This is a genomic window from Gemmatimonadaceae bacterium, from assembly GCA_020846935.1.
Classification (GTDB): domain Bacteria; phylum Gemmatimonadota; class Gemmatimonadetes; order Gemmatimonadales; family Gemmatimonadaceae; genus RBC101.
In genome coordinates this window covers 864,937-886,443 of sequence record JADLCY010000001.1, presented here as the reverse complement: position 1 = coordinate 886,443, position 21,507 = coordinate 864,937, and the positions used below count along the sequence as shown (strand labels likewise).

The following is a 21,507-nucleotide window of genomic DNA, read 5'->3' as shown; positions in this document are numbered from 1 at the left end:
GTTGCCTCGAGCGGCGCAGGACGAGGTTTCGCGGACAGGGACTCAGCACCGGTGAAGCGCCACAACCGCGGGATCAGCGAGATCGCCGGAGCCGTATCACTTGACCCCCTCAGGTGCTACCTGTTGAGCCAGTAGGCGAACTTCACGAGGAACGTGTTGTCAGGATGCAGGCCGAACAGATCGCGATAGTCGCGGGCCCATGACCGATCGAGGTTGCGGTCGTCGTTGTCCTGCCGCCCGTGTGCCCAGACCACAAACAGCGTCGAGCCGGGGCGGTACTCCCACCGGGCGACGGCATTCGTGCGAAGCTGCGTGACCGTGAAGGACATCTGCGACGTCGCCGGCGGTGTGTATGGCCGGAAGCGATCGTCGTACCGTTCGGCTTCGGGCGTGGCACTTACCTCACGCACATTGGAGTACGAGCCGCGTGTCACGAACGGCTGGCCGTAGAACTCGAAGCTGAGCCGCGGGGTCGCCGCATAATTGAGTCGGACATTCGTCGACACCGTATGCTGATCGAGGTGTGCGAACGCATAGTGCCGCACACCCCGCTCGTCGGTGAAGTTCCCAAACCACTGCATGTCGTTCACGTTTCTGCTGAACCCACTCCCAACGTTGGCCTGCAGGCGCGTGGAAACCCGAACATTCACGTACGGCTCGAGGGACCGTGAGCGCGAATTGCCCTCGTCGCCAAAGCCGAGGTTGAACCACAGGCCACCCGAGACGGTCTTTCGGCTGTCGGTGTTCACGCCGCCCCAGGGGTAGAAGCCGCGCGATTGCCGGAGGTGCGGGCCACCGCGGGTGCAGCGATCGCACACGCTGGGCGTCATGCGCGCCATCGTGCCGCCGAGGTGCACGTCCCAGGTGTTCATGAGGCCCATGTGGCCATTGAAGTTGAAGGCGTTGTCGAGCCGCGCGCCCGAGGTGTTCCAGGTTTCCCAGTGGTTGGCGTTCACCTGCGCCCAACGATAGATGCCCTTGGCCGTCCGGAAGGTGAGCGCGGCCCAGGTACTCCAGTCCACCTTGTCGGCACGCTGCAGGAACCCGATATCGTTGACGTCGAAGCCGGCCGACTGCCTGACGAGGCTGGTTTCGAAGCGGGTGATCCCGCCCCCATACTTGCCGAACCTGACCTGCTCGGCGTGGCCGACGAGCGAGGCGCGCGTGGTATCGACATCGAGGTCGTCGCCCGGCTGCTGGTAGAAGTGCACCGAGTTGCGCTGGGTGCGTGCGATGACAGCCGGCGTGCCCTCGATGCGCGAGCCGGCGAACTGCGCGGTGAACTCGTACTGTCGCTTGTAGAACCGGTTCCGGAACGTCGCGCCCGTTGCGTATGCGTTGCGGTGCAGCCAGGGCTCCGACCACGTGTCGAGCGAACGGTTCACCGCGGTGGCGATGAGCCCGATCCCGGCTTCGCCGCCTCGCAGGTCCTGCTGGGCACGAAACACGGCGTAGTTAGTCGTGGGCTCCACCGTCTTGCCGGAGTCCCCCGCGACCCGCGGTGTCACGGCGTCCAGCATGCCAAACGACAAACCGGAGTTGGTGCGTCCGGTGAGCTTTGTTGCCGCGGCGATTGATGTCGCCGTTGGCGTGGTGCGGTTGCCATACAAGTCGCGCAATGCGGGCGACCGCCCGATGCGTCGCGAGTAGAACAATCCCTCGTTGGTGCCGCAGTCCACAACTATGTAGCAGTTGAGTTCGAAGGCATAGAGCGCGGTGCCCTCGAGAAAGAAGGGGCGGCGCTCATTGAAGAAGACTTCGAAGGCGGAGAGGTTCACCACGGCGGGATCGGCCTCCACCTGGCCGAAGTCCGGATTCACCGTGGCGTCGAGCGTGACGTTTGGCGTGATGCCGAACTTGAGGTCGGCACCGCCGGTGATCTCCTGGTCTCGCCCAAAGCGCGACGGCGACATGACGCGCTGGACGTTCCTGGTGACCACGTACGGCGTAAGCTCCAGGCGTCGCGCGGTCGTGATGCCTTGCAGGCCCTCGAGTCGCCCGAGCTGCGACGCGAGGCCATTGCGCGTTGGAACGTATTCCGGCCACGCAGATCGTTCGCGATACCGCTCGATGTCGCGCCAGAGCCCGAATCCGAACATCGGCGATGCGGTGGGCGCATAGCGAAGCTGCGACAGCGGGATGCGGAACTCCGCCGTCCAGCCGAGCGAATCCACCTGCGTGCCGACATCCCACACACCGTTCCATGAGTCGTCTTCCTGCGTGTCGTTGCTGATCGAGTAGTCGCGCTGCACACCGTCCGGGTTGACGGCGAACTGGAAGCCCGTGCGTCGATCCCCATACGAGTCGATCAGGAGCTTGATCTGGTCGGACGGCCCGCGTTGGTCGCGACGCGACAGCGCGTGCATGACGCTGTCCGGGTGTGGATCGAACATCCTGGCGAACACATAGAGGTTGCGCTCATCGAACGCGACCTGGAACTCCGTGCCGAAGCTCGGCTTGAGCCCCGCACGCGGTTCGAACTGCACGAAGTCGGCGAATCGCGGCGCGGATTGCCACACGGCATCGTCCGCGCGACCATCGATCTGCGGGGCGCGCTGGGCCTGGACTGCTGTGGCCGTGCGCGTTGCGACCCTGGTGTCCTGCGCACCGAGGTTCGACGTCACGGCGACGGCGATGCCGAGCGGAAGGATATGGCGCAACATCGAGACGACTCTGGAAAGCGACCGAGCTTGGACAGCGCGTTGGTCCGATTGGTTGAATGGCCAACCGTCGGCCGGAATCGCGTGTCCTGCCTGACAGCTGTCGGAGGTTCGCTCCGACAGACCACCCGTCCTTCGGTTCAGGCATGTTAGGGCATCAGGGGGAGACCGGACTCCAGCGTGCGCCGGGGTGGACGTGCGGCGTCAGGCAGGCGAGCTTCTCCGCTACGGGCACGCCTTGCTACATACGTCGTCTCGATCAATCGAGCGCTCTGACGAGCGCGCCTCATCCATGATGACCCGCTACCGAAGCGGTCGCTTATCGGTCGCCCTCCCTATCCGCTGATCATGCGCTTCACAACAGCCTTCGCCGTTCTGCTCCTCCCGGTGTCTCTTGGTGCGCAGGTCAGGGCCTTCACCGGCCTTCGCCTCATTGACGGCACGGGTCGCGCGCCGATCGCGGACGCGACGATCGTGGTGCGCGACGGACGCGTGGTGGCGGCGGGCCCGTCCCGGCAGGTCAACATCCCAGCAGGCGTCGAGCGCATTGCGCTGAACGGCAAGACCGTGATGCCGGGACTCGTGAACGCACACGGCCACGTGACTTCGCCGGCAGACCTCGCGACCTACGCGGCGTACGGCGTGACCACGGTGTACAGCCTTGGCGGCGAACCGGCATCGGTGTTCGAGGCGCGGCGGAGCCAGGAGACGCCATTGCTGGCGCGGACGAGAGTGTTCGTGGCGGGCCCGGTGCTCGCGCCGACGACGATCGACGAGGCGCGAGCCCAGGTGGCCGGCGTCGCGGCGCAGCAGGTCGACATGGTGAAGATCCGCGTCGACGACAACCTCGGCACAACACAGAAAATGCCGGAGCCTGTCTACCGCGCGGTGATCGATGAGGCGCACCGACGAGGGCTCCGTGTGGCGGCGCACCTGTTCTATCTCGACGACGCCAGGCGCCTGCTCGATGCCGGCGTGGACCTCGTCGCGCACAGCGTTCGCGATGCGGCCGTCGACGGCGGGCTTATTGCCGCGCTCAGGGCAAAGGACGTCTGCGTGAGCCCGACGCTCATGCGCGAGGTGTCGACGTTCGTCTACGAATCGACGCCTCCCTGGTTCGACGATCCGCTCTTCAAGGCCCATGCGAATCCGGAATGGGTCGCACAGGGGAGGGATCCCGCGCGACAGCAAGCGATGCGCAGCAGCACGAGTGCGCAGCGCTACAAGGCAGCCCTCGACGTGGCGAGTGCGAACGTAGAGCGGCTGTCGGACGGCGGCGTTTCGATCGCGATGGGTACCGACACGGGGCCCGCGGGTCGCTTTCAGGGGTACTTCGAGCTCATGGAGCTCGAACTCATGGTGAAAGCCGGCCTCTCACCGCTGCAGGCGCTGCGCGCGGCCACGCTCGACGCAGCGCGCTGCATGAAGATCGACCGCGACCTTGGCACGCTGGAACCGGGGAAATGGGCCGACTTCGCGGTACTCGACGCCGACCCGCTGGCCGATATCTCGAACGTCCGCCGGATCTCCTCCGTGTGGGTGGCCGGGAATCGCGTAGTGCGCTGACCCCTCGGCGTCGCGGCGCCGAATGGCGCCTTCGCATTCTCACCTCGGCGGCGCGCAGCGCCAGCCGCGTGCACACGGAGGACCGGCAGCAAGCGGCGTCCCCGTAACGTTCCAGCGTGCACACCCCACGGTCGTTGCGGTCGCGAACGTGGGCGCGGGGCCGACCACGCGATGGACGTTGTCAGATGGCGTCACACGGTGACGGTGGATCTGCGCCGCTGTTCGGGGGCTGATGCGCCGCTTCGCGACGAATGCAGCCCATGTCAGGCCCCGGACGCCTAACGGCTTCCGGATTCGGTGGCCGGCCGGTCGGCGTCGCTCGCCCGCAATCTCACGGCCCACGAGATACCTGCTGAAACACTCGGCGCCTGCACGGTCGCCGTGAACGGATCGTAGATGTCAGGATCGCCGGTCGTGCTCCGCGGCCTCCACCAGACCGACTGCGCGGCGACAAAGACGCCAAAGGCCCCGGTGGGCGATGGCTTCCACGAAAGGTCGACGCCGAGCGAGGGGCCCCAGTAGCCGGGACTCGTGCTCACGAAGCGCGCCGTCTGCTGGGCGCGCGTGTCGCTCGTGCCCTCGACCCATCGCAGATCGCCCGTGACCGACACCGCCACCTGTCGCGCGCGAAAGACGGTGCCCGCGAGGCCGGCGCGCAGGTCGAGCAGACGTGCGTGATTGTCGAGTTGCTCCGTGGGACAGTTGGCGCACACCTGGCCGACGCGATTGCGCCGATCGCTCGTGGCGGATACGCCGACCAGCAACGTCACGTAGTCGTTCGCCGGGTACTGAAAGGCGAGCCCCCACCCCGACGGGTTGCCCCAGCGGTCGTCCGAGGTGCGCGCGTGCACCGAGCCAAGCCGCAGTTCCTGCGCGGAGACCGACGCCACACCAGCGCTCATCAGCGTTGCGAGCAGAGTCCCCAGGAACCAAACGCGCAAACGCCCGAAGGACGGAGTCATAGCGGAGCAATGAAGGATGGTCGCCGGTGACGGCCAGACGCCGGCCGCCTGCCTGTCCGACGCCCGCGTTGAAGGCGGGGTAACGACGGCGCGATCCGTGCACGCGAGGCCGTTGCCGTGGCGGGAAAGCTACCGTTGCCGACGCGAATCGCGTGTGGTGAATCGCACCAGAACGCTGTGCGCCGCGTGGCACGCTCGCTGGAGCGGTCTGCGGGTCGCCGCACCTATCCCACGTCGGCGCACCGTGACGTCAGCGCACCGTGAGCACGCGCTCGGCGCGAACCGGTGCAGTGCCCTGGGCGGTGATCTCCATCTGCAGCACGTAACGACCCGGGCGCAGGCTCGTGAGATCCACGACGACGGCACGCGGCGTGAACGCGCGCCCACGCGCGCTCACATCGCTCAGGCCCATCGACACCGGCTGCGATTCGCGCACCAGTCGCAGCGCCGTCAGGCCGCGACGCAGCCACCCACCGCCACTCTGTTCCTCCGGCGCCACGTTGATCGCCACCTGGATGCCTTCTCCCAGCGGACTGGTGTTGTAGGTCTCCCAGTAGATGCCAATCTTCGAGTCGCGCGCCACGACCTGCGAGGCGCGCGCATGCGGGAGCACTTCGTCGAGCGTGCGCGGCATTCCGTCGTACGGCTCGAACAACAGGAGGTCGGAAATGCTGACGCGAGAGCCAGGATGGTCGGTGGCGCGCAGGCCATATCGCGCGCGGGCCAAGGTGCCCCGGGAGGTCGCTGCCACTTCGCCACTGAGCAGGGTCGGGCCCCAGGACGTCATGGCGGAGATCGTTCCGGTTGCGCCAGGCAGCGCGTGTCGCACGATCGAGGCGTCGGCTTCTTCGCCCTTGGTGAGTACGAGCGCGGCTGACATCGCGCTCGTGCCGGCCACCGCGGCGAGCGCGGAGTCACCGGACACGTCGTAGGCCATGACGACGAGCGCGGAATCTCCGCGACGGAATAGCGCGGCCTGATGCACCAGTGGCAGCAAGCGGCGTGCGACATCGGGTGAGTAGCGCGCGCGCACGCCGGGAAGCCCCTTGCCACGCCATCCGATGGAATCGCTCAGCGCCGGGTTCCGCACCGTCGCTGCGGTGGGGAGCATGGGTGGTGCGGGGGAGGGTTCGTACCCGGTAATCACGCGACTCTCACGGCCCTGTACGTGGACGGTGGATTGGGTCCACGCCCGCGGCCAGCCGTACCGGATGAGCAGTTCGCGCTCGTCGGCGTCGAAGCCTTGCTCATGGACCGAGGGTGCGTCGGTGAGCATAACGGCATACAGTCGACGCGACAGGAACTCCGCGTGCGCGTCGTTGCCGGGCGACGAAAGCATCGGCCGAGCCAGCCACCAGATGCGGTTCTCTTGCGCGCGGCGCGCGACGCAGTCCACCTCGCGATAGTCGCGCAGCATGGCGTCGTCGAGTACGAGCTTGAGGTCGTGCCACTCGCATCGCTGACCTTCGTCCATCGCCCGCAGTGCAATGCTCCACGCGCTGTCTGCCTGCGCCGAACGCCCCGCAGCGTGGTAGGCAAACCCGCGGAGCGCCGGGCACCACCATCCGATGGTCGTGCATGTCGCGGCCACGTCGATCGCGCGGTCCACTCGACCCGCTTCAACCAGGTAGCGGACCAGAACCCCCGAGGTCCATGGTTCAGCCGGAACCACGCGGAACGCTGAATCGAGTCTCGCGATGAGTTGCTCGCGACGCCGGGCAATGTCGTCCGGCTCTGGAGGGGCCGGCGGTTCGCTCTCGTCGTACCAGTAGCAGAACCGACCCACCTGTTCGTCACACCGGCCACCAGAAGATCGGCCAAGATCGACCAGGGGGATGTGTTGGCGACGATACCCCTCGAACTCGAGTTGCTGGTGCTTGAGTTCCGAAAGAAGGGGTCCGGTTCGCACCGGGGTCACCGGGCGAACACTGATCACTTGTGCGGGGGCGGGCCGGGGCGCGGCAAACACCAGCGCGACAGCCGCCCGACGGATGAGCGATGAGGAAGGCGGAGGCATGGACACAGGAATGTACGACGCGTCGGCCCGCGATCGCGCGACCCGACGCCCGCAGCGATTGATACACGCCACGGTTCCTTCACCCGTGTGGTCGTTACCTGCGCCCGCCCAGCGTGCCAACCGCGATCGCCCCCAGTGGAAGGGGGACCGATCGCACCCGCGCGCCCGAGCCGTCTGCTCGGCAGGCTCGCTACGCGTGGGATCGAGCCAATGCCTGCACGACGGCGGCCAGGGCGTCCGCATCAAGTTCCTGCCATCCTCGACCGTCATCGTTCCGCGTGCCGATGCGGGCGCTCCCGTGCCGAGCGCGCATGGCGCCGGTGGCGGCGCGACGCGGCCCCGTGTGCACCTCAAGAACGCCAGCGCGTTCGACCACCTGGGACGCCGTGTCTCCGCGCACGGTTCCGCCCGCGATGATCCCGAGCCGCGCCCCGGCCCGCGTGCGAAGGCGCCCCAATGCGTCGACGCCCTCGAGCGCGGTCGACGCCCCGCCCGAGGTCAGGATCCGGGTCACGCCTAACGCGAGACAGGCATCGAGGGCTTCGTCGAGGTCGCGCGTCAGGTCGAACGCGCGATGGAACGTGAAGGGGAGCGGCGCGGCGGCCTCGAGCAGCGCCTCGGTGCCATCTTCGTCGATCGTGCCGTTCGGATGCAGCGCTCCGCCCACGATCCCGTGGACGCCCGCCGCCTTGGCCGCCTCGATGTCCCGCAGCATGACCTCGATCTCGTCGGCGGAATAGCAGAAGTCGCCGCCACGCGGCCGGATGATCGGAAAAATCGGGATGCCCGCCTTCGCCACGGTCGCGCGCACCATTCCCAGACTCGGCGTGGTGCCGCCTTCCTGCAGGTTGGCGCACAGTTCGATCCGACCGGCGCCAAGACGTTCGGCCGTGACGGCATCGGCCACGGAATCGACACAGGCTTCGACAAGGACGGGCATGCGGCTCTCGGTCAATCTGGGGCGAGACACGGAATCAGCGTGCCGAACGCGGGTGTCGCACCCGGGGGCCACGGCCGGTCGCGTGTCGTGGAGGTAAGTGGCTGACTCAAGAATACACGAGCGCCCTCTCCCCACCGCCGCCCTCGCTATGTTGTGGAGCGCCACCTCACCGATTGCCGCGTCGCCGAGTGCAGCTGGACTTCTTCCCGGAGCAGGTCAGGATTCAGCGCCTCGATCCGAGGGAGGTGGTGGGCGAGAAGACCCGGGTCGAGGCGATCTATGTGGTGCGCTTCGAATGGGAACGCGCCGTTCACCAGGTGTTCAAGGATCACTACGGGCTGTATTGCGCCGATCACGGGCGCCTGTGCCGAGCGGTGAGCGCCGTCACGGCCCGGCCCGACGAATAGCCACATCGTTGGCGCATCGGAGGGCCAACTCATGAAGCGAGCAATTTGGCTGAGTGGGGCCCTGGTGGGCCTCGTAGCGTGCAGCGGCGGAGATTCCAGCGGCCCACCTGGTGGCGGCGGCGTGGCCACGGTGCGCATGGTCGCCAACTCCATCACGTTGTTTCCCTCACAGAGCGAACAGCTCTCGGCGACCGCACTCGACGCGTCGGGGAACCCCATCGCGACACAACCGGCGATCGCCTGGGCGTCTGGCAACACCGCCGTAGCCACCGTGAGCCCGGGCGGCCTCGTGACCGGCGTCGCGAACGGCCAGACCGATGTCACCGCGACGATGGGCGGGCGCGTCGGGACCACGCGCGTCACCGTAGGCACCGCGCCGCTCATCGTCGTGGTCGACATGCCGGGCAACTCGTTCACCCCGTTCACGTCGACGATCCGGGTGACCGGAAGCGTGGATTTCCGGTTCCCGGCCACCGCGCACAACGTGATTTTCAAGGCGGCCGCCGGGGTGCCCCAGGACATCCTCCCGATCTCCAACACCACCGTGCGACGGACGTTCAACACGACGGGCACCTTTGCCTACGACTGCACGCTGCACAACGGCATGGCAGGCGAGGTGGTCGTCGTGCGCTGAAGGGTAGGGGGAGTCCCCACGGCCGTGCTGTGGCGCGGTGGCTTGACCGCGGCGTAGCTTGATCGCTCGCTTCCTCCCCCACTCTCATGCGCACCTCTCGATTGACAGCCGCCGCAGCGTTCGCGGCGGGCCTCGTGGCACTCCCCGTGATCGCGGCCGCCCAGGGTGGTCGGCCCGTCACGTTCCCGACCGATGACGCCGTTCTCAAGCGCATCTGGTCCGAAGGCATGGACAACTCGCGCCTGACGCAGCTTGGTCAGGTGCTGCTCGATTCCATCGGCCCGCGCCTCACCGGAAGCCCCGGCATGAGGTCAGCGAGCGATTGGGTCATCGCGCAGTACAAGGCGTGGGGCATCGACGCGAAGCGCGACGAATACGGCACGTGGCGCGGCTGGCGTCGCGGCGCCTCGCACATCGACCTGGTGCAGCCGCGCGTGCGTTCGCTCGAGGGGCAGATGCTGGCGTGGAGCCCGGGCACCAAGGGACGCCCCGTCACCGCGCAGGCGATCATCCTCCCGAAGTTTGCCGACAGCACGGAGTTTGTCCGCTGGCTGCCTCAGGCGCGCGGCAAGATCGTGCTGCTTTCGCCCGCGTGGCCGACCTGCCGCCCGTCAGAGGACTGGTTCCGCTGGAGCACCCCGGAGTCACGCGCACGCATCGACAGCGCGATCACGGCGATGCAGGCCGACTGGTCGAGTGACCCCCGCGACAGCACGAAGCTGTATCGCGGCACGGGCAAGTCGATGGGTCTCGGTACGGGCACGCTTGGGATGCGGCTCGAACAGGCCGGGGTGGCCGGTCTGATCACCTCGCGCCTCAAGCAGGGCGGCTACGGCGCCGGCGGTGGCGGCGGCTTTGGTGGGCCGCCGGGCGGCGGCCGCGCGCCGAGCGCTGGCAGCATGCGCGGCGGTGGTCCCGCCGCTTCGGTGACCGCCAATGCGCCGCGTCCGCCGCAGGGTTCCGGCGGCTGGGGTACCGTCGAAGTCTTCGAGACCTACAACACGGTTGCGCCTGCGGTGACGCTGAGCTGCGAGGACTACTCGCTGATCTATCGCCTGGCCGAGAACAATCAGCGGCCGATGGTGCGTCTCGACCTCGACGGTGAACTCCTGGGCGAAGTGCCGGCGTTCAACACGCTCGGCACGATCAAGGGTTCGGAAAAGCCCGACGAATACGTGATGCTCTCGGCGCACTTTGATTCGTGGGACGGTTCTTCGGGTGCGACCGACAACGGCACCGGGACGCTCATGATGATGGAAGCCATGCGCATCCTGAAGAAGGTGTATCCAAACCCCAAGCGCACGATCATGGTGGGCCACTGGTCCAGCGAGGAGCAGGGCCTCAACGGCTCGCGCGCGTTTGCGACCGATCATCCCGAGGTGCTCAAGGGGCTGCAGGCGCTGTTCAACCAGGACAACGGCACCGGTCGCGTGCAGAACGTGTCCGCGTCCGGCCTCACCGCCATCGGGCCGCATCTCCGCGACTGGTATGGCAAGCTCCCGAGCTTCTTCACTGATTCGCTGAGTCCCAACGTGGTGTCGTGGGCCTTCAACGACACACCGGTCGGCAACCCCGGTGGCACCGACGGCGCCGTGTTCGCCTGCTACGGCACCCCGTCGTTTGGCATGGGCGCGCTCAACTGGAACTACGGCACGTACACCTGGCACACCAATCGCGACACGTACGACAAGGTCGTGTGGGATGACCTCAGGCACAACGCGGTGCTCGTGGCGATGATGACATACCTCGCGAGCGAAGATCCGCAGTTCATCGATCGCACGAAGTCCCCGGGCACGTGGCCGGCGAACTGGCCGGACAACTGCGGCGGTGCGCCCCGGAAGACGAGGCCGCGCTACTAGAACGGACGAAGGGCAGCGGGTAGGTCAGCTGACGATCGGCAGCAGCTGAAAGGGACTCGGCGCGAGAGCACCGAGTCCCTTTTTCTTGCGCTGGAATCCCTTCATTCGTCGGGCTGTCACCCACCACCCGTCCATCCGACGAGCGGCATCCCTGCGCCCACCCCCTGGTGCTCCACCCTTCAGTCGTCTGGGCGCATCCGCACCCCCACCAGTCGATCGGTGGGTATTCCCATCACTCTCTAGGCGTTCGGCTTCGTCACTCCCCTGATGACCGGCACATAACCGGGGAACACCACGCCCAGGTTCGCATTGCCCAGCCGGTTCTGCACGATCTCCGCCAGGATGTCGCGGTGATCGATCGACACCGGAAGGTCCTGGCGATCGGCCAGGTTCTCCTGTGAAAGCGAGCGCCAGTTGTTGGTCAGCACGCGACCACCGTTGATGCCGCGGCCCATGGCGAACATCGCGGTGCCCCGGCCATGGTCGGTGCCGCGGCTGCCGTTCTCTCGCACGTTCCGGCCGAACTCGGAGACCACCACCACCGTGACGTTCTGCGTGAGGCCTGACGCGATGCAGTCCTGCCAGAACGCGCCCAACGCACCGGAGAGCTGTGTCATGGTCCCGTTCATGCTGCCAGCGAGCGGATCCTGCTGCGTGTGCGTGTCCCAGCCGCCGATGTCGAGGTGCACGGCTTCTACGCCGATGTCGGCCTTGATGAGAGCGGCCGAGTTGCGCAGGCCACGACCGAGGCCCGTGTTCGGGTACACCGCGCCGTTCGCCGGCTGGTAGCCGGCCACGTTGAGGTTGCGCAGCATGTTGATCGTGTTGAGCGCGTCCGACGCCGCGGTCTTGGCGGGATCGATGGACTCGCCCCATTCCAGTCCGAGCCACGCCTGACGCTCGGCGCGCGTGCTCCCCGACCCGGAGATGCCGTAGTTCGCGGGGTCGGCAATGGGCAGCGCGCGCGGCGCGCCCTTGAGCGTTTCGGCGAGGCCGTCGGCGATGGTGATGGCACGCAGACTCGCGGCGTTCTTCATCGGGGACGTCGTCGCGAGGTGGCGACCCAGCCAGCCGGTGTTCACCGAGTTGTCGTTGGCCTTGCCCAGCTCGATGAAGTGTTGGGCGTCGAAGTGCGACCGCGTGTTGTACGTGAGACCGGCCCCGTGCACCACGAGCAGGTGCCCGGCCTGGTATGCCGGCACCAGGAAGCGCATGCCCTGCGGGAAGCCGAAGAAGTTGTCCAGCGCAATCGCGCGGTTGGCACTCGAACTGTCGGGCCGTGGGATCGCAATGGTCGGGCGCCCGGTGTAGTAGAGCGGATCACCGAAGGGCACGCACAGCGAAAGGCCGTCCGCGCCACCGCGCAGGAAGATCGAGACGATGACATCCCGCTCGCCGGCGAACGAATCGGCGAAGGAGACCTTGGGAAGCCATTCGGGATACGCCCACGCAAAGAGGGCCGCGCCGCCAAGGCCACCGCTGGTCTGCAGAAAGGAACGTCTCGACGTGAGGTCGTTGTACTCGTCGCACGCGCAGGCGTCGTGTTCGTCGTGGCTCATGGGAACCTCGTCAGGGTGGCTAGAGCCAGTTGTAGGTGGCGGAGCTCAGCGTGAGGGCAATGGCCTCGCGCGTGCGCGTGAGCGACATGGTTGGCGTCGCGGCGAGGTAGCCGCGCACGAGCGCCTTCAGCCGGTCAGGCATTTCGCCGCCAAAGAGATGCAGCGCGATCGCGTCCACCACCGTGTCCGGCGTGTTGGACGCCGGCGTCGTCGCGTTCCAGAAGCGATTGGCGTCCATGCGCGCTTCGGTGGAGTTCGTCGTCGTGATGTACGTGGCGAAGTTCCACCGCTGCAACACGCCGCCGGCCCAGTAGTCGGCGCGATCGGGATACCCATCCGGCGGATCCCACTGGTACATCGCCTGGCCAAGGAGCGGCAGGTACCGGAACGACAGCTGATCGACCTTGGCCACCTGCGAGGGCACGAGCGTGGCACGCATCGCACCAAGCATGAAGGTGTAGGGACGCTTGTACTTCGGGGTCGCCGCCAGAAGGTTCTGCGGCGTGAGCACGGCGCGCATCATCGCGGGGATGTCGCCACCGGTCTTGGTGTACACGCTGGCCACCGCCGCGATCTGCGTCGGTGAGGGATCGTACTGCAGGAAGAAGCGCAGCATCTTGAACGACACATACTCCGCCGTCTTCGGATGCTTCACGAGGAACTCGATCATCGTGTCAGCGTCGGTCTTGCCCTGCACGCCGGACGACGCCGGGAGCGCCGGAATGCGCTGGCCCCACACCATCTTCTCGCCGAAGTCGTGGCCGTTGGGGTCGAAGTTGAAGTTGCCGCGACCCGCCAGCGTCCATCCCGTGAAGCAGCGTGCCAGCTCGCGCACGTCGGCCTGCGAGTATCCGCCCGTGGCGCCGACGGTGTGCAGCTCCATGATCTCGCGCGCGTAGTTCTCGTTGAGCGTCGTGCGGCGGTTGCGCGTGTTGTCGAGGTACTCGAGCATGGCCGGCGAGTGCGCGCTCGCCTTGAGCATGTCGGGGAACTTCCCGAGCACGTGCTTGCGGATCACGTCGCGGTCGTCACCCAGCTTGAGGTAGCGGACCTTTTCGTACTCGATGTTGAAGTGGTCGCTCCAGAACTCGACGAGCCGCTCGTGCAACTGCCGCTTGGAGAACGCCGCCCGATACACGCTCGACGCAATCAGCTGGTCCATCGGGATGCGCTGGTCCAGGCTGTAGAGCGCTTCGGGCGCGCTACCGAGCAACGGCGCGTTCTGGCCCACCCAGGCCTGGCAGGCGCCATCTTCGATCTTCGACGCCTGCAGGTGGTAGTTGAGGTAGCCGTTGAAGCCCAGCTTGTGCGCCAGCTTCATCTCTTCCTCGGTCACCCCGTTCGTGACCCGCCGCACCAGTCGCGACAGCGCCGAATCCCATCCCTTGGTCGACAGCGTCGGCTGGCGCTTGAAGGGATCGAAGGCCGGGTCAGGGGGCTGATTGAGGAGCCGCTTGACCATGCCTCGAACCGCTGAAGGCTTCTTTGCGGTTCCCGTCCCTTGCGCCGCCGCCGCCGAAGCGCCAGCCAGCGACGCCGCCGCCACCGAGGCCCCCATCGCGAAAAAGGCGCGCCGACTCGGTCGCGCGTCCTGGTCCTCGGCGTCTGCGTCCGACGCTGCTCCGATGGCGTCCGTCGAAGTCACGCTCATAGTGCTCCCCGTGCGCGTGCGGTGAAATGACATGCGGTTCCTGGCGCCCACCCGCCCTGCCTTCAATCCGTTGCGGTACCCACGAACTGGGCTTGAAAAACGACCAACCCTCGTGGCGACAATGCAAATACCAACCCACCCTGACGCGCCGTGTCACGGCGCACACCGGCGTCGTGGGCTCGTCTGCCCCGCGGGCCTCCGAAGCTCCCGCTTCCGTCACTCTGTCCCACCCGCGCGGCGCGGCGGCAGGTGCGTTCCGCCACGACCCCCGCGCTTCGCCCGCCTACTGGCCCACGATGTCAGCGTCTTCCCCGGTCCCGCCCGCCTTCCCGTCACGGCCAAATGTCATCAGGTCGAAACCGTTGGGGTTCCGATCACCGGGTGCGCGATACACGTACGCTCGCCCCCAAGGATCGGCCGGAACCTCCTTGCGAAGGTAGGGCCCGCGCCACGTGGCCAGCCCTGTAGGCGCGGTGCGCAGCGCACCGAGCCCCTGCGCCGTCAGCGGATACGCCCCGATGTCCAGCTTGTAGTTGTCGAGCGCCGACGCGAGCAGGGACATCTGTGTCTTTGCGGCCACGTCCTTCGCCTCGCCCACACGGCCAAAGATCTGCGGCGCCACGAGCCCGACGAGCAGGCCGAGCACGATGATCACGACGATGAGTTCCAGCAGGGTGAATCCGGCTCGTCTCATGGCACGCTCGCGTTGATCGAATAGATCGCCTGCAACATGGCCAGGGCGATGAATCCCACCAGCCCCCCGAACAGGACGATCAACACCGGCTCCACCAGCCCGACCAGTCGACGGAGGCCTCGTTGCACCTCGGCGTCGCACCCGTCGGCCGCACGTTCCGCCATCGCGCCCAGCGTGCCGCTCTCCTCGCCGACGGCCAGCAGCTGCCGAGGCAACGGGGGCAAAACGCCGTCAAGCGCCGTCGCCAGCCGATCGCCGCGCTCGACACGCGCGATTGCCGCGTCGAGCTGCCGGCCCATGTACAGGTTGTCCACGCTTTCACGGGCGATGCGGAGCGCCGTGAGCACGGGGGTACCTCCGGCCAGCAGCGCGGCGAGTGTCCGCGCAAATCGCGCCGTCGCCGCGGTCCACTCCAGCGCCCCGACCACCGGCCATGTGAGTCTCGCCGCGTGCCACTGGGCACGATGTTCGGCGTCCCGGTTCCACACGATGGCGCCGGCGACCAGCGCGCCGATTCCACCGATCCAGAGCCATGCGTAGTCGGTCGCTCCGCGCGACGCACCAACCAGCAGCCGGGTGCTCCACGGGAGGTTGCCGCCCAGGTCGCCGAGCATCTGGACGAACCGGGGCACGACGAAGGTCAGCAGGACGGTGACGCCAACCCCTGCGACCAGCGCAAGGAGGGCCGGGTAGATCAGCGCGTCACGCAATTGTGCGCGCAACGCTTGCGCACGCTCCTGATGGTTGGCCAGTCGATCGAGCGCGGCGTCGAGCGACCCACTCTCTTCCCCGGCGCGCACGAGCGCGGGGGCGAGCGTCCCGAACAGCGCCGCGCGTTGGCCCAGCGCGGTCGCCAGCGTCAGGCCGCCGTGCACGTCGCGTCGCACGCCGTCGAGCGCCGTCGACACGTCCGGGTGAGCGGCCTGACGAGCCGCAAAGTCGAGCACCTGGTCCAGCGTGGCCCCTCCGGCGAGCAGTGTGGCCATGGTGCGCATGGCGACGGCGACCTCACTCCGCGGCGAAGCACGTGGCCACACCGGTCGTGAGGGACTTACCTGCTCCGGCGCGAGCGACACGGGCACGAGCGTCTGGCGTCGCAGGTCTTCGAGTGCGCTGCGCTCCGAGTCGGCGCGCACCACGCCTTCCACCAGTTGCCCACCGGCCGTGGCAGCGCGATAGCGGAAGGCGGTGCTCATTCGGCCTCCCCGGCGTTGGTCACCCGCAGGATCTCTTCCATCGTGGTGATGCCGTCCGCCACGAGCGCGCGGCCCGCGTCCACCAGCGACGCGACGCCCGCGGTTCGAGCCGCAGCCCGCAGTTGGTCACCCGTCGCGCCGGCCACGATGCGCTGTCGGGCCGCGTCGTCGGGGACGAACAGTTCGTAGAGGCCCGTGCGTCCGCGGAAGCCCGAGCCGCCGCAGGCGGCACAGCCGACGGGCACCCCTTCGCCCGTCGGCGCACGTCGCACGCATGCCGGGCACAGCACGCGCACGAGTCGTTGGGCGAGGATGGCCTGCACGGTGGCGGCCACGAGATAGGGCTCGACCCCCATGTCCACGAGTCGGGTGACGCCGCTGGGTGCGTCGCCCGTGTGGAGCGTGGAGAACACGAGGTGACCGGTGAGGGCGGCCTGGATGGCGACGTCGGCGGTCTCGCGGTCGCGCATCTCACCGACCATCACGATGTCGGGATCATGGCGAAGGATCGATCGGAGCGCGGTCGCGAAGGTGAGCCCGGCCTTGCGATGCACGGGCACCTGGGTAACGCCGGGGAGCTGGTACTCCACGGGGTCCTCGACGGTCACGACCTTCACGCCGGGCTGATTGAGTCGTGCGAGGGCGGCATAGAGCGTGGTGGTCTTGCCGGAGCCGGTTGGTCCGGTCACCAGGACGAGTCCACTGGTCCGGGCCAGCACGCGGGCAAACGCGGCCTCGACGGTGACCGGCATGCCTAACGCCGGCAGGTCGCGCGCGCCGCCGCCGTGGTCCAGCACGCGAAGCACCACCGACTCGCCGTGCAGCGCGGGCAGCGTGGACACACGCAGGTCCACCTCGCGGTCGCCGAGCCGCACCCGGGCGCGCCCGTCCTGCGGCAGGCGACGCTCGGCGATGTCGAGCCCGGCGAGCAGCTTCACGCGGCTCAGGGCTCCGGCGGCGAGCCGCGCCGGGTAGGTCGCGACGTCGCGCAGCACGCCGTCCTGGCGCAGGCGTGCCCGCAGGCCGTCGCGCCCGGTCTCGAGGTGCAGGTCACTCGCCCCCGTGCGCAGCGCGTCGGCGAGCATGGCGTTCACCAGTTGCACCACGGGCGCGTCATTCGCCTGGGCGCGCAGGTCGCCCATGGCCTCGGTTTCCAGCGCGCTGGCCGGTGCGACCGGTGTCGCTTCCCGACGGGCGGCGAGGATGGCGGCCTGCACGTCGTTGAGCGGGGCCTCGTACCAGCGCACGGTGCGGCCAAAGCGCCGCTGCAGTTCGTCGGCGATCGTCGCATCCGGCGGTCGTCCGCAGGCCACCACGAGGGCGCCGTCCGGCTCCACCCGGAGCGGCAGGAGGGCGTGCTCCTCCATGAACCGCGCCGGAAGCTCGGCGGCGAGTGGCCCGGAGGCCGCGGCCCGAAGGTGATCGCTCACGTCAGCGACGCACCGCGCTCGTGTCGGCGTCCATGCGGCGACGCACGCGCTCGCGCAGCGCATCGGCGTCTTCGTCCGTGCGCACGATGTACGGCGTGACGAAGATCGCGACCTCCGTGCGGTTGCGGGCCACGCTGCGGCGCTTGAAGAGGTTCCCCATGAGCGGGATGTCCTTGAGGAACGGAATCCCGCTCTCGATGTCCTCGCGCGACGTCCCGATCAGCCCCGCGATCACCACTGTCTGGCCGTCGCGCATCACGGCACGGGTGGACGCCTCGCGCGTGGAGATCACCGGCGCGTTGAGCGCCGCCTGCACCGTTTGCGTGGTGAGGGAGCTGACCTCCTGGAGGATCTGCACGCTCACGTAGTCGTCGAGGTTGATCGTCGGGATGATGGTGAGCGATGTGCCGACCTCTTCGTACTGCACGTTGCGATCGATCGCCACATCGTTGCCGAGTCGCGTCGACGCGATGAACGGCACGCGACTCCCGACGAGGATGCGCGACTCGCGGTTGTTGGTCGCGACCACGGACGGCGTCGAGAGCACCCGCACCTGTGACCGCGTGGACAGCGCGCGGAGGATCGCGCGCACGTTCGCGTTGCGCAGTGTGACCACCCGCACGGCAAAGTCGCGGAGCGAACCGGAGTCGGCGACCGCCGGGTTGCCGGACGAAGTCGTCGTGCTGCCACCCACGCTCGACCAGTCCACGCCGAACTGGTCACCCGTCCCCAGCGTCACCTCCGCGACGGTGACCTCGAGCAGCACCTGCGCGGGTCGCACGTCGAGCGACTGTACCGTTTCCTGCAGCAGCGGAAAGTTTGGCGGCGACGTCCGGATCAGCAGCGAGTTGGTCGGCCCGTGCGGCACGACGGTGGTCTGGCCGACGAGCATGCCGGGCGCTGCACTGTCACGCGCTGCCGCACCCGCACCGCCCGCCGGGTTCACGATGATCGGCGCCGGCGTCATGGACTGGCGCGTCCGAAACGTGTCCATCTCGCGCTCGCGATAGTCGCGCAGGGAACGCGAGAGACTCAGGTCGTCGAGCGAACGCTGACTCCCGCCCGCCACGGTGATCCCGAAGAGCTGGCCCATCGACTGCGCGAGATCGTCGGCGGTGGCGTACTTGAGTGGCACCACGTAGGTGCGAAGCCCGGCCTCGCCCTGCGACCGTTCATCGAGACGGCGCAGCACCTCGAGATAGCGACGTACGTTCGCCGCCCGATCGGTGATCAGAAGCGCGTTCGATCGCGCCACCGGCTCGATCGTGGCGCCTGGGGAAACCATTCCCTTGAGCGCGGCTGCGCCTTCGTCGGCTCGTATCGACTGCAGGGGAACGAGCTGCGTCACCAGACCGACGGGAGCGGGCTCGGCCAGCGTCAATCCGAACCCGACCTGGCCTGTCTTTGGCGCCTGCGACACGGGGTACACCTGCGCCACGCGGCCCTGCACCACCAGCACGAGTCCGTGTGTCTCGAGGATCGACTCGAGAATCTGGGGAATCTCCGCGCTGGGCACCGGCGCCGCCGTCGAGAACGACACGCGAGTGCCGGCGCTGTCATTCACGATCGCGCTCAGGCCCATCGTGGCGGCGAGCGTGCGCACGACATCGGCCAACGGCGCGTCGCGGAAGTCGAGCCGGGTCTGTGACTCGGCCCGCGACGCCGTCGCGGCGAGACCCAGCAGCATGGTCGCGAGCCAGCGCGCGCGGGCGCGACGTGGCGTGGCGACAGGAACGGGATGCCTCACGGGCGATCCTCCTCGGGATCGAGTCGAAGCGTGGTGCGCCCTCCGGGACCCCGGAGCACGACCACACGTGGTGCGATCGAAATGATGCGATAGCCAGCGTCGGCTTCTCCTGCCGCGTAGAGCCGTGCGGTGCCGCCGGGCTCGAGTTGCAGCAACGCCATCGGCCCCGCGGGCCCGACGACGGTGCCCAGCAAGCGTGGTCCGTCGGCTGGCGCGGCCTCCACGATGGTCGTGGGCTCGACCATCCCGTCGGCCGACGAGGCCTGCGCATCCGCTGGACTGTAGCGCTTGGCGGGCGGCGTGCGGCTCGCGGCGAACAGGTTGGCCACCGCGATCTCCTCGGCAATGGCCGGGTCGATGGCCACCGGTGCAACCGGTGAATCCACGGCCGCGGCGGGAGCGAGCGGCGCCGCAGAGACGTTGGGCGGCATCCACCACACGACGGCGGCGACGATGACGCCGAGCGCGCTCAGGAGCCAGGACGCGCGCCGCAGGAGGCTCGGGCGGATGGTCACGGCTCGAGCACCACGGGCGCCCGCACGGTCAGTGCGAGTTGCAGCAGCTGGCCCCGCAACACGGGGTTGGAGGTCACGAGCACGTCTTCGATGGCGAGCACCCGCCGCGACGCCTGCAGGCGCGTCAGCAGGTCCGCCACGCCGTAGATGTCCGTGGTCGCGCTCATCGTGGCGCGCACCAGCGAAGAGTCCGCGATATCGACCAGGTCGAGCCGCTCCACACTCACGTGGCTCACGCGTGCGAACTCCTGCAGCGCGCCCTGCAGTTCCGCCGAGGCCAGCGCCACCGTGCGGCCGCGCACCGCGAGCACCCGATCGTCGCCAGGCGTTGCCTCGGATGCCGCAATGAGTTCCGGTGCCTGCGCGCGCAGTCCCGCCAGGCGCGCCACGCGGTCGCGCGCCGCGTCGATCGCTGCTTCGCGATCGCTCCAACGCCGCGCAGCAGGCTGCACCACGAACGCGCCAAGCAGCGCGAGCGCGGCCACGGTCGCCCCGATCACAAGCGTGCGCCGCTCGCGCGGGTCAGGGCGTCGGATGGACACGGAACGCGATGGAGAAGGATTCGCGCGTGCGCTCGCCATCGCGGAAACGCGAACTGGCGGCGAGCGATCGCACGTTGTCGAAGCGCGGGTCGGCATCGAGCAGCGGGACCAGCGTGGCGGCATTGCGTGCCGTGCCGTCGATCTGCCACTCCGTGCCGCGCGCCCTCGCGGTGAGCAGGACCACGTCGTTCGGCAGCGTGGCACCGATGGCGGCGAGGGCGGCGGCGGGATTGGCGCGCTCGGCCTGCGTGGCCCGCACCAGCCGCGTCTCCTGCTGGGCGAGCACCGTCCGGGCCCGGGCGTCGAGCGCCTCGCGCGCCTCGCCCGTGAGGCGCACCGCCTCGGCTTCGAGCGCCTGGAGCGTGCGCTCGCGTGAGCGATCCACGCTCGCGAAGAGCACGGTGAGCCCCGCGACGGCCGCGACGATCGCCGTCGCCATGGCACGACGACCGCGCCGCGCCGCGACGACGCGTTGAGCTGCGGTGAACAGCGTACCGGCCAGTGACGCGTCCTCGCGACGGGCCGCCCCGCGCGCCACGCGCCAGGGGCCAGGGACCCCGTCTCCATCGGGAACCTCGGGTGCCTCCGGCGCCTCACGGCTCGACATTCTTCGCAACGAAACCATGCGTCCATCACGCAGCACGAGCACGCCCGTCTCTCCCTCGCCGGCGGGGAGGCGCCACGTGGCCGAGGCGCCCGGTGCCACCGTGGCGAGCAGCGCGACCGGTCCCGCTTCGATGCGCGCGATCGGTCCCCAGGTCTCCAGCGCGACGCAGACCGCGTCGAGCCACGTGGCATCTGCAGCGAACGCCACGTCGCTCCCGGGCATCACGGCCGCGCGCAACAACCTCGTCAGCGGGAAGAACCGTTCCGGCTCGAGCTGCACCATCGCGTCACGCACCTCATCCGTGCTCGGCGGCAACTCCACGCGCGTGATGTGCAGGAAGGCCAGCCCGATCGCCACGGAGATGCCGTCCGGTGCCGGTAGCTCGGCGCGCAGCGCCGGAATCGCGCCTGACGGATCCGCCGGCGACCACGGCACCTCGAACGTGCGCACCACCGTGTCGCGCCACGCCGGCATGACCACACCGCGAACGCACGACGCGGTCAGTTCCAGGGACACGCGCG

18 protein-coding genes are annotated in these 21,507 nt (G+C 68.5%); 5 read left to right on the top strand and 13 right to left on the bottom strand.

Going from position 1 to position 21,507, the window contains the following annotated elements:
* Positions 1 to 116: 116 nt before the first annotated feature.
* Positions 117 to 2,663 (bottom strand): carbohydrate binding family 9 domain-containing protein, encoded by a 2,547-nt coding sequence (locus IT361_03710; GenBank protein ID MCC6316776.1) that lies wholly within the window; start codon positions 2,661 to 2,663, stop codon positions 117 to 119.
* Between the two features lie 345 nt (positions 2,664 to 3,008).
* Here IT361_03710 and IT361_03705 point away from each other — a divergent pair, with 345 nt between their 5' ends.
* A complete protein-coding gene (locus IT361_03705; protein ID MCC6316775.1) occupies positions 3,009 to 4,226 on the top strand; it encodes an amidohydrolase family protein in 1,218 nt (405 codons plus the stop codon).
* Between the two features lie 278 nt (positions 4,227 to 4,504).
* On the opposite strand, the gene IT361_03700 is transcribed toward IT361_03705, so the two are convergent.
* The 3 genes from IT361_03700 to IT361_03690 all read right to left on the bottom strand — a co-directional run bounded on the left by IT361_03700 (position 4,505) and on the right by IT361_03690 (position 8,145).
* On the bottom strand, positions 4,505 to 5,188 hold the full coding sequence (locus tag IT361_03700) for a hypothetical protein (GenBank protein MCC6316774.1): 684 nt from the start codon (positions 5,186 to 5,188) through the stop codon (positions 4,505 to 4,507).
* 250 nt (positions 5,189 to 5,438) lie between these two features.
* Positions 5,439 to 7,205, bottom strand: a complete 1,767-nt coding sequence (locus tag IT361_03695) for a hypothetical protein (GenBank protein ID MCC6316773.1) — start codon at positions 7,203 to 7,205, stop codon at positions 5,439 to 5,441.
* Between the two features lie 190 nt (positions 7,206 to 7,395).
* On the bottom strand, positions 7,396 to 8,145 hold the full coding sequence (locus tag IT361_03690) for a copper homeostasis protein CutC (protein ID MCC6316772.1): 750 nt from the start codon (positions 8,143 to 8,145) through the stop codon (positions 7,396 to 7,398).
* 173 nt (positions 8,146 to 8,318) lie between these two features.
* On the opposite strand from IT361_03690, the gene IT361_03685 reads away from it, so the two are divergent.
* The 3 genes from IT361_03685 (at position 8,319) to IT361_03675 (ending at position 11,045) form a co-directional block, all read left to right on the top strand.
* A complete protein-coding gene (locus tag IT361_03685) occupies positions 8,319 to 8,552 on the top strand; it encodes a hypothetical protein (protein MCC6316771.1) in 234 nt (77 codons plus the stop codon).
* 31 nt (positions 8,553 to 8,583) lie between these two features.
* Positions 8,584 to 9,186 (top strand): Ig-like domain-containing protein, encoded by a 603-nt coding sequence (locus IT361_03680; GenBank protein ID MCC6316770.1) that lies wholly within the window; start codon positions 8,584 to 8,586, stop codon positions 9,184 to 9,186.
* A gap of 455 nt (positions 9,187 to 9,641) precedes the next feature.
* Positions 9,642 to 11,045 (top strand): M20/M25/M40 family metallo-hydrolase, encoded by a 1,404-nt coding sequence (locus IT361_03675; protein MCC6316769.1) that lies wholly within the window; start codon positions 9,642 to 9,644, stop codon positions 11,043 to 11,045.
* A 239-nt stretch (positions 11,046 to 11,284) separates the two neighbouring features.
* On the opposite strand, the gene IT361_03670 is transcribed toward IT361_03675, so the two are convergent.
* Both IT361_03670 and IT361_03665 read right to left on the bottom strand, forming a co-directional pair.
* Positions 11,285 to 12,604: a DUF1501 domain-containing protein gene (locus IT361_03670; protein ID MCC6316768.1), complete on the bottom strand. Its 1,320-nt coding sequence runs from the start codon at positions 12,602 to 12,604 to the stop codon at positions 11,285 to 11,287.
* Between the two features lie 19 nt (positions 12,605 to 12,623).
* Positions 12,624 to 14,066, bottom strand: coding sequence for a DUF1800 domain-containing protein (locus IT361_03665; GenBank protein ID MCC6316767.1), 1,443 nt, complete (start codon positions 14,064 to 14,066; stop codon positions 12,624 to 12,626).
* Between IT361_03665 and IT361_03660 the strand changes: the two genes are divergently transcribed.
* Positions 14,065 to 14,280, top strand: a complete 216-nt coding sequence (locus IT361_03660) for a hypothetical protein (protein MCC6316766.1) — start codon at positions 14,065 to 14,067, stop codon at positions 14,278 to 14,280. The genes IT361_03665 and IT361_03660 overlap by 2 nt on opposite strands.
* Positions 14,281 to 14,538: 258 nt before the next feature.
* Here IT361_03660 and gspG read toward each other — a convergent pair whose 3' ends face one another.
* From gspG to IT361_03625, 7 genes are read right to left on the bottom strand one after another with little or no spacing between them, the layout of a single operon-like run.
* On the bottom strand, positions 14,539 to 14,949 hold the full coding sequence (gene gspG, locus IT361_03655; protein MCC6316765.1) for a type II secretion system major pseudopilin GspG: 411 nt from the start codon (positions 14,947 to 14,949) through the stop codon (positions 14,539 to 14,541).
* Positions 14,946 to 16,145 (bottom strand): type II secretion system F family protein, encoded by a 1,200-nt coding sequence (locus IT361_03650; GenBank protein MCC6316764.1) that lies wholly within the window; start codon positions 16,143 to 16,145, stop codon positions 14,946 to 14,948. Before IT361_03650 ends, gspG begins: the two co-directional genes overlap by 4 nt.
* Complete coding sequence (locus IT361_03645) at positions 16,142 to 17,575, bottom strand: type II/IV secretion system protein (GenBank protein MCC6316763.1); 1,434 nt, start codon at positions 17,573 to 17,575, stop codon at positions 16,142 to 16,144. Before IT361_03645 ends, IT361_03650 begins: the two co-directional genes overlap by 4 nt.
* A 1-nt stretch (position 17,576) precedes the next feature.
* Positions 17,577 to 19,322, bottom strand: coding sequence for a hypothetical protein (locus tag IT361_03640; GenBank protein MCC6316762.1), 1,746 nt, complete (start codon positions 19,320 to 19,322; stop codon positions 17,577 to 17,579).
* Positions 19,319 to 19,837 carry a hypothetical protein gene (locus IT361_03635; GenBank protein MCC6316761.1) on the bottom strand — a complete coding sequence of 173 codons (519 nt, stop codon included), beginning with the start codon at positions 19,835 to 19,837 and terminating at the stop codon, positions 19,319 to 19,321. The genes IT361_03640 and IT361_03635 overlap by 4 nt, the downstream gene beginning before the upstream one ends.
* On the bottom strand, positions 19,834 to 20,379 hold the full coding sequence (locus tag IT361_03630) for a hypothetical protein (GenBank protein MCC6316760.1): 546 nt from the start codon (positions 20,377 to 20,379) through the stop codon (positions 19,834 to 19,836). Before IT361_03630 ends, IT361_03635 begins: the two co-directional genes overlap by 4 nt.
* Entirely contained in the window at positions 20,360 to 21,502 is a 1,143-nt protein-coding gene (locus IT361_03625) for a hypothetical protein (protein ID MCC6316759.1), read from the bottom strand. Before IT361_03625 ends, IT361_03630 begins: the two co-directional genes overlap by 20 nt.
* Positions 21,503 to 21,507 lie beyond the last annotated feature (5 nt).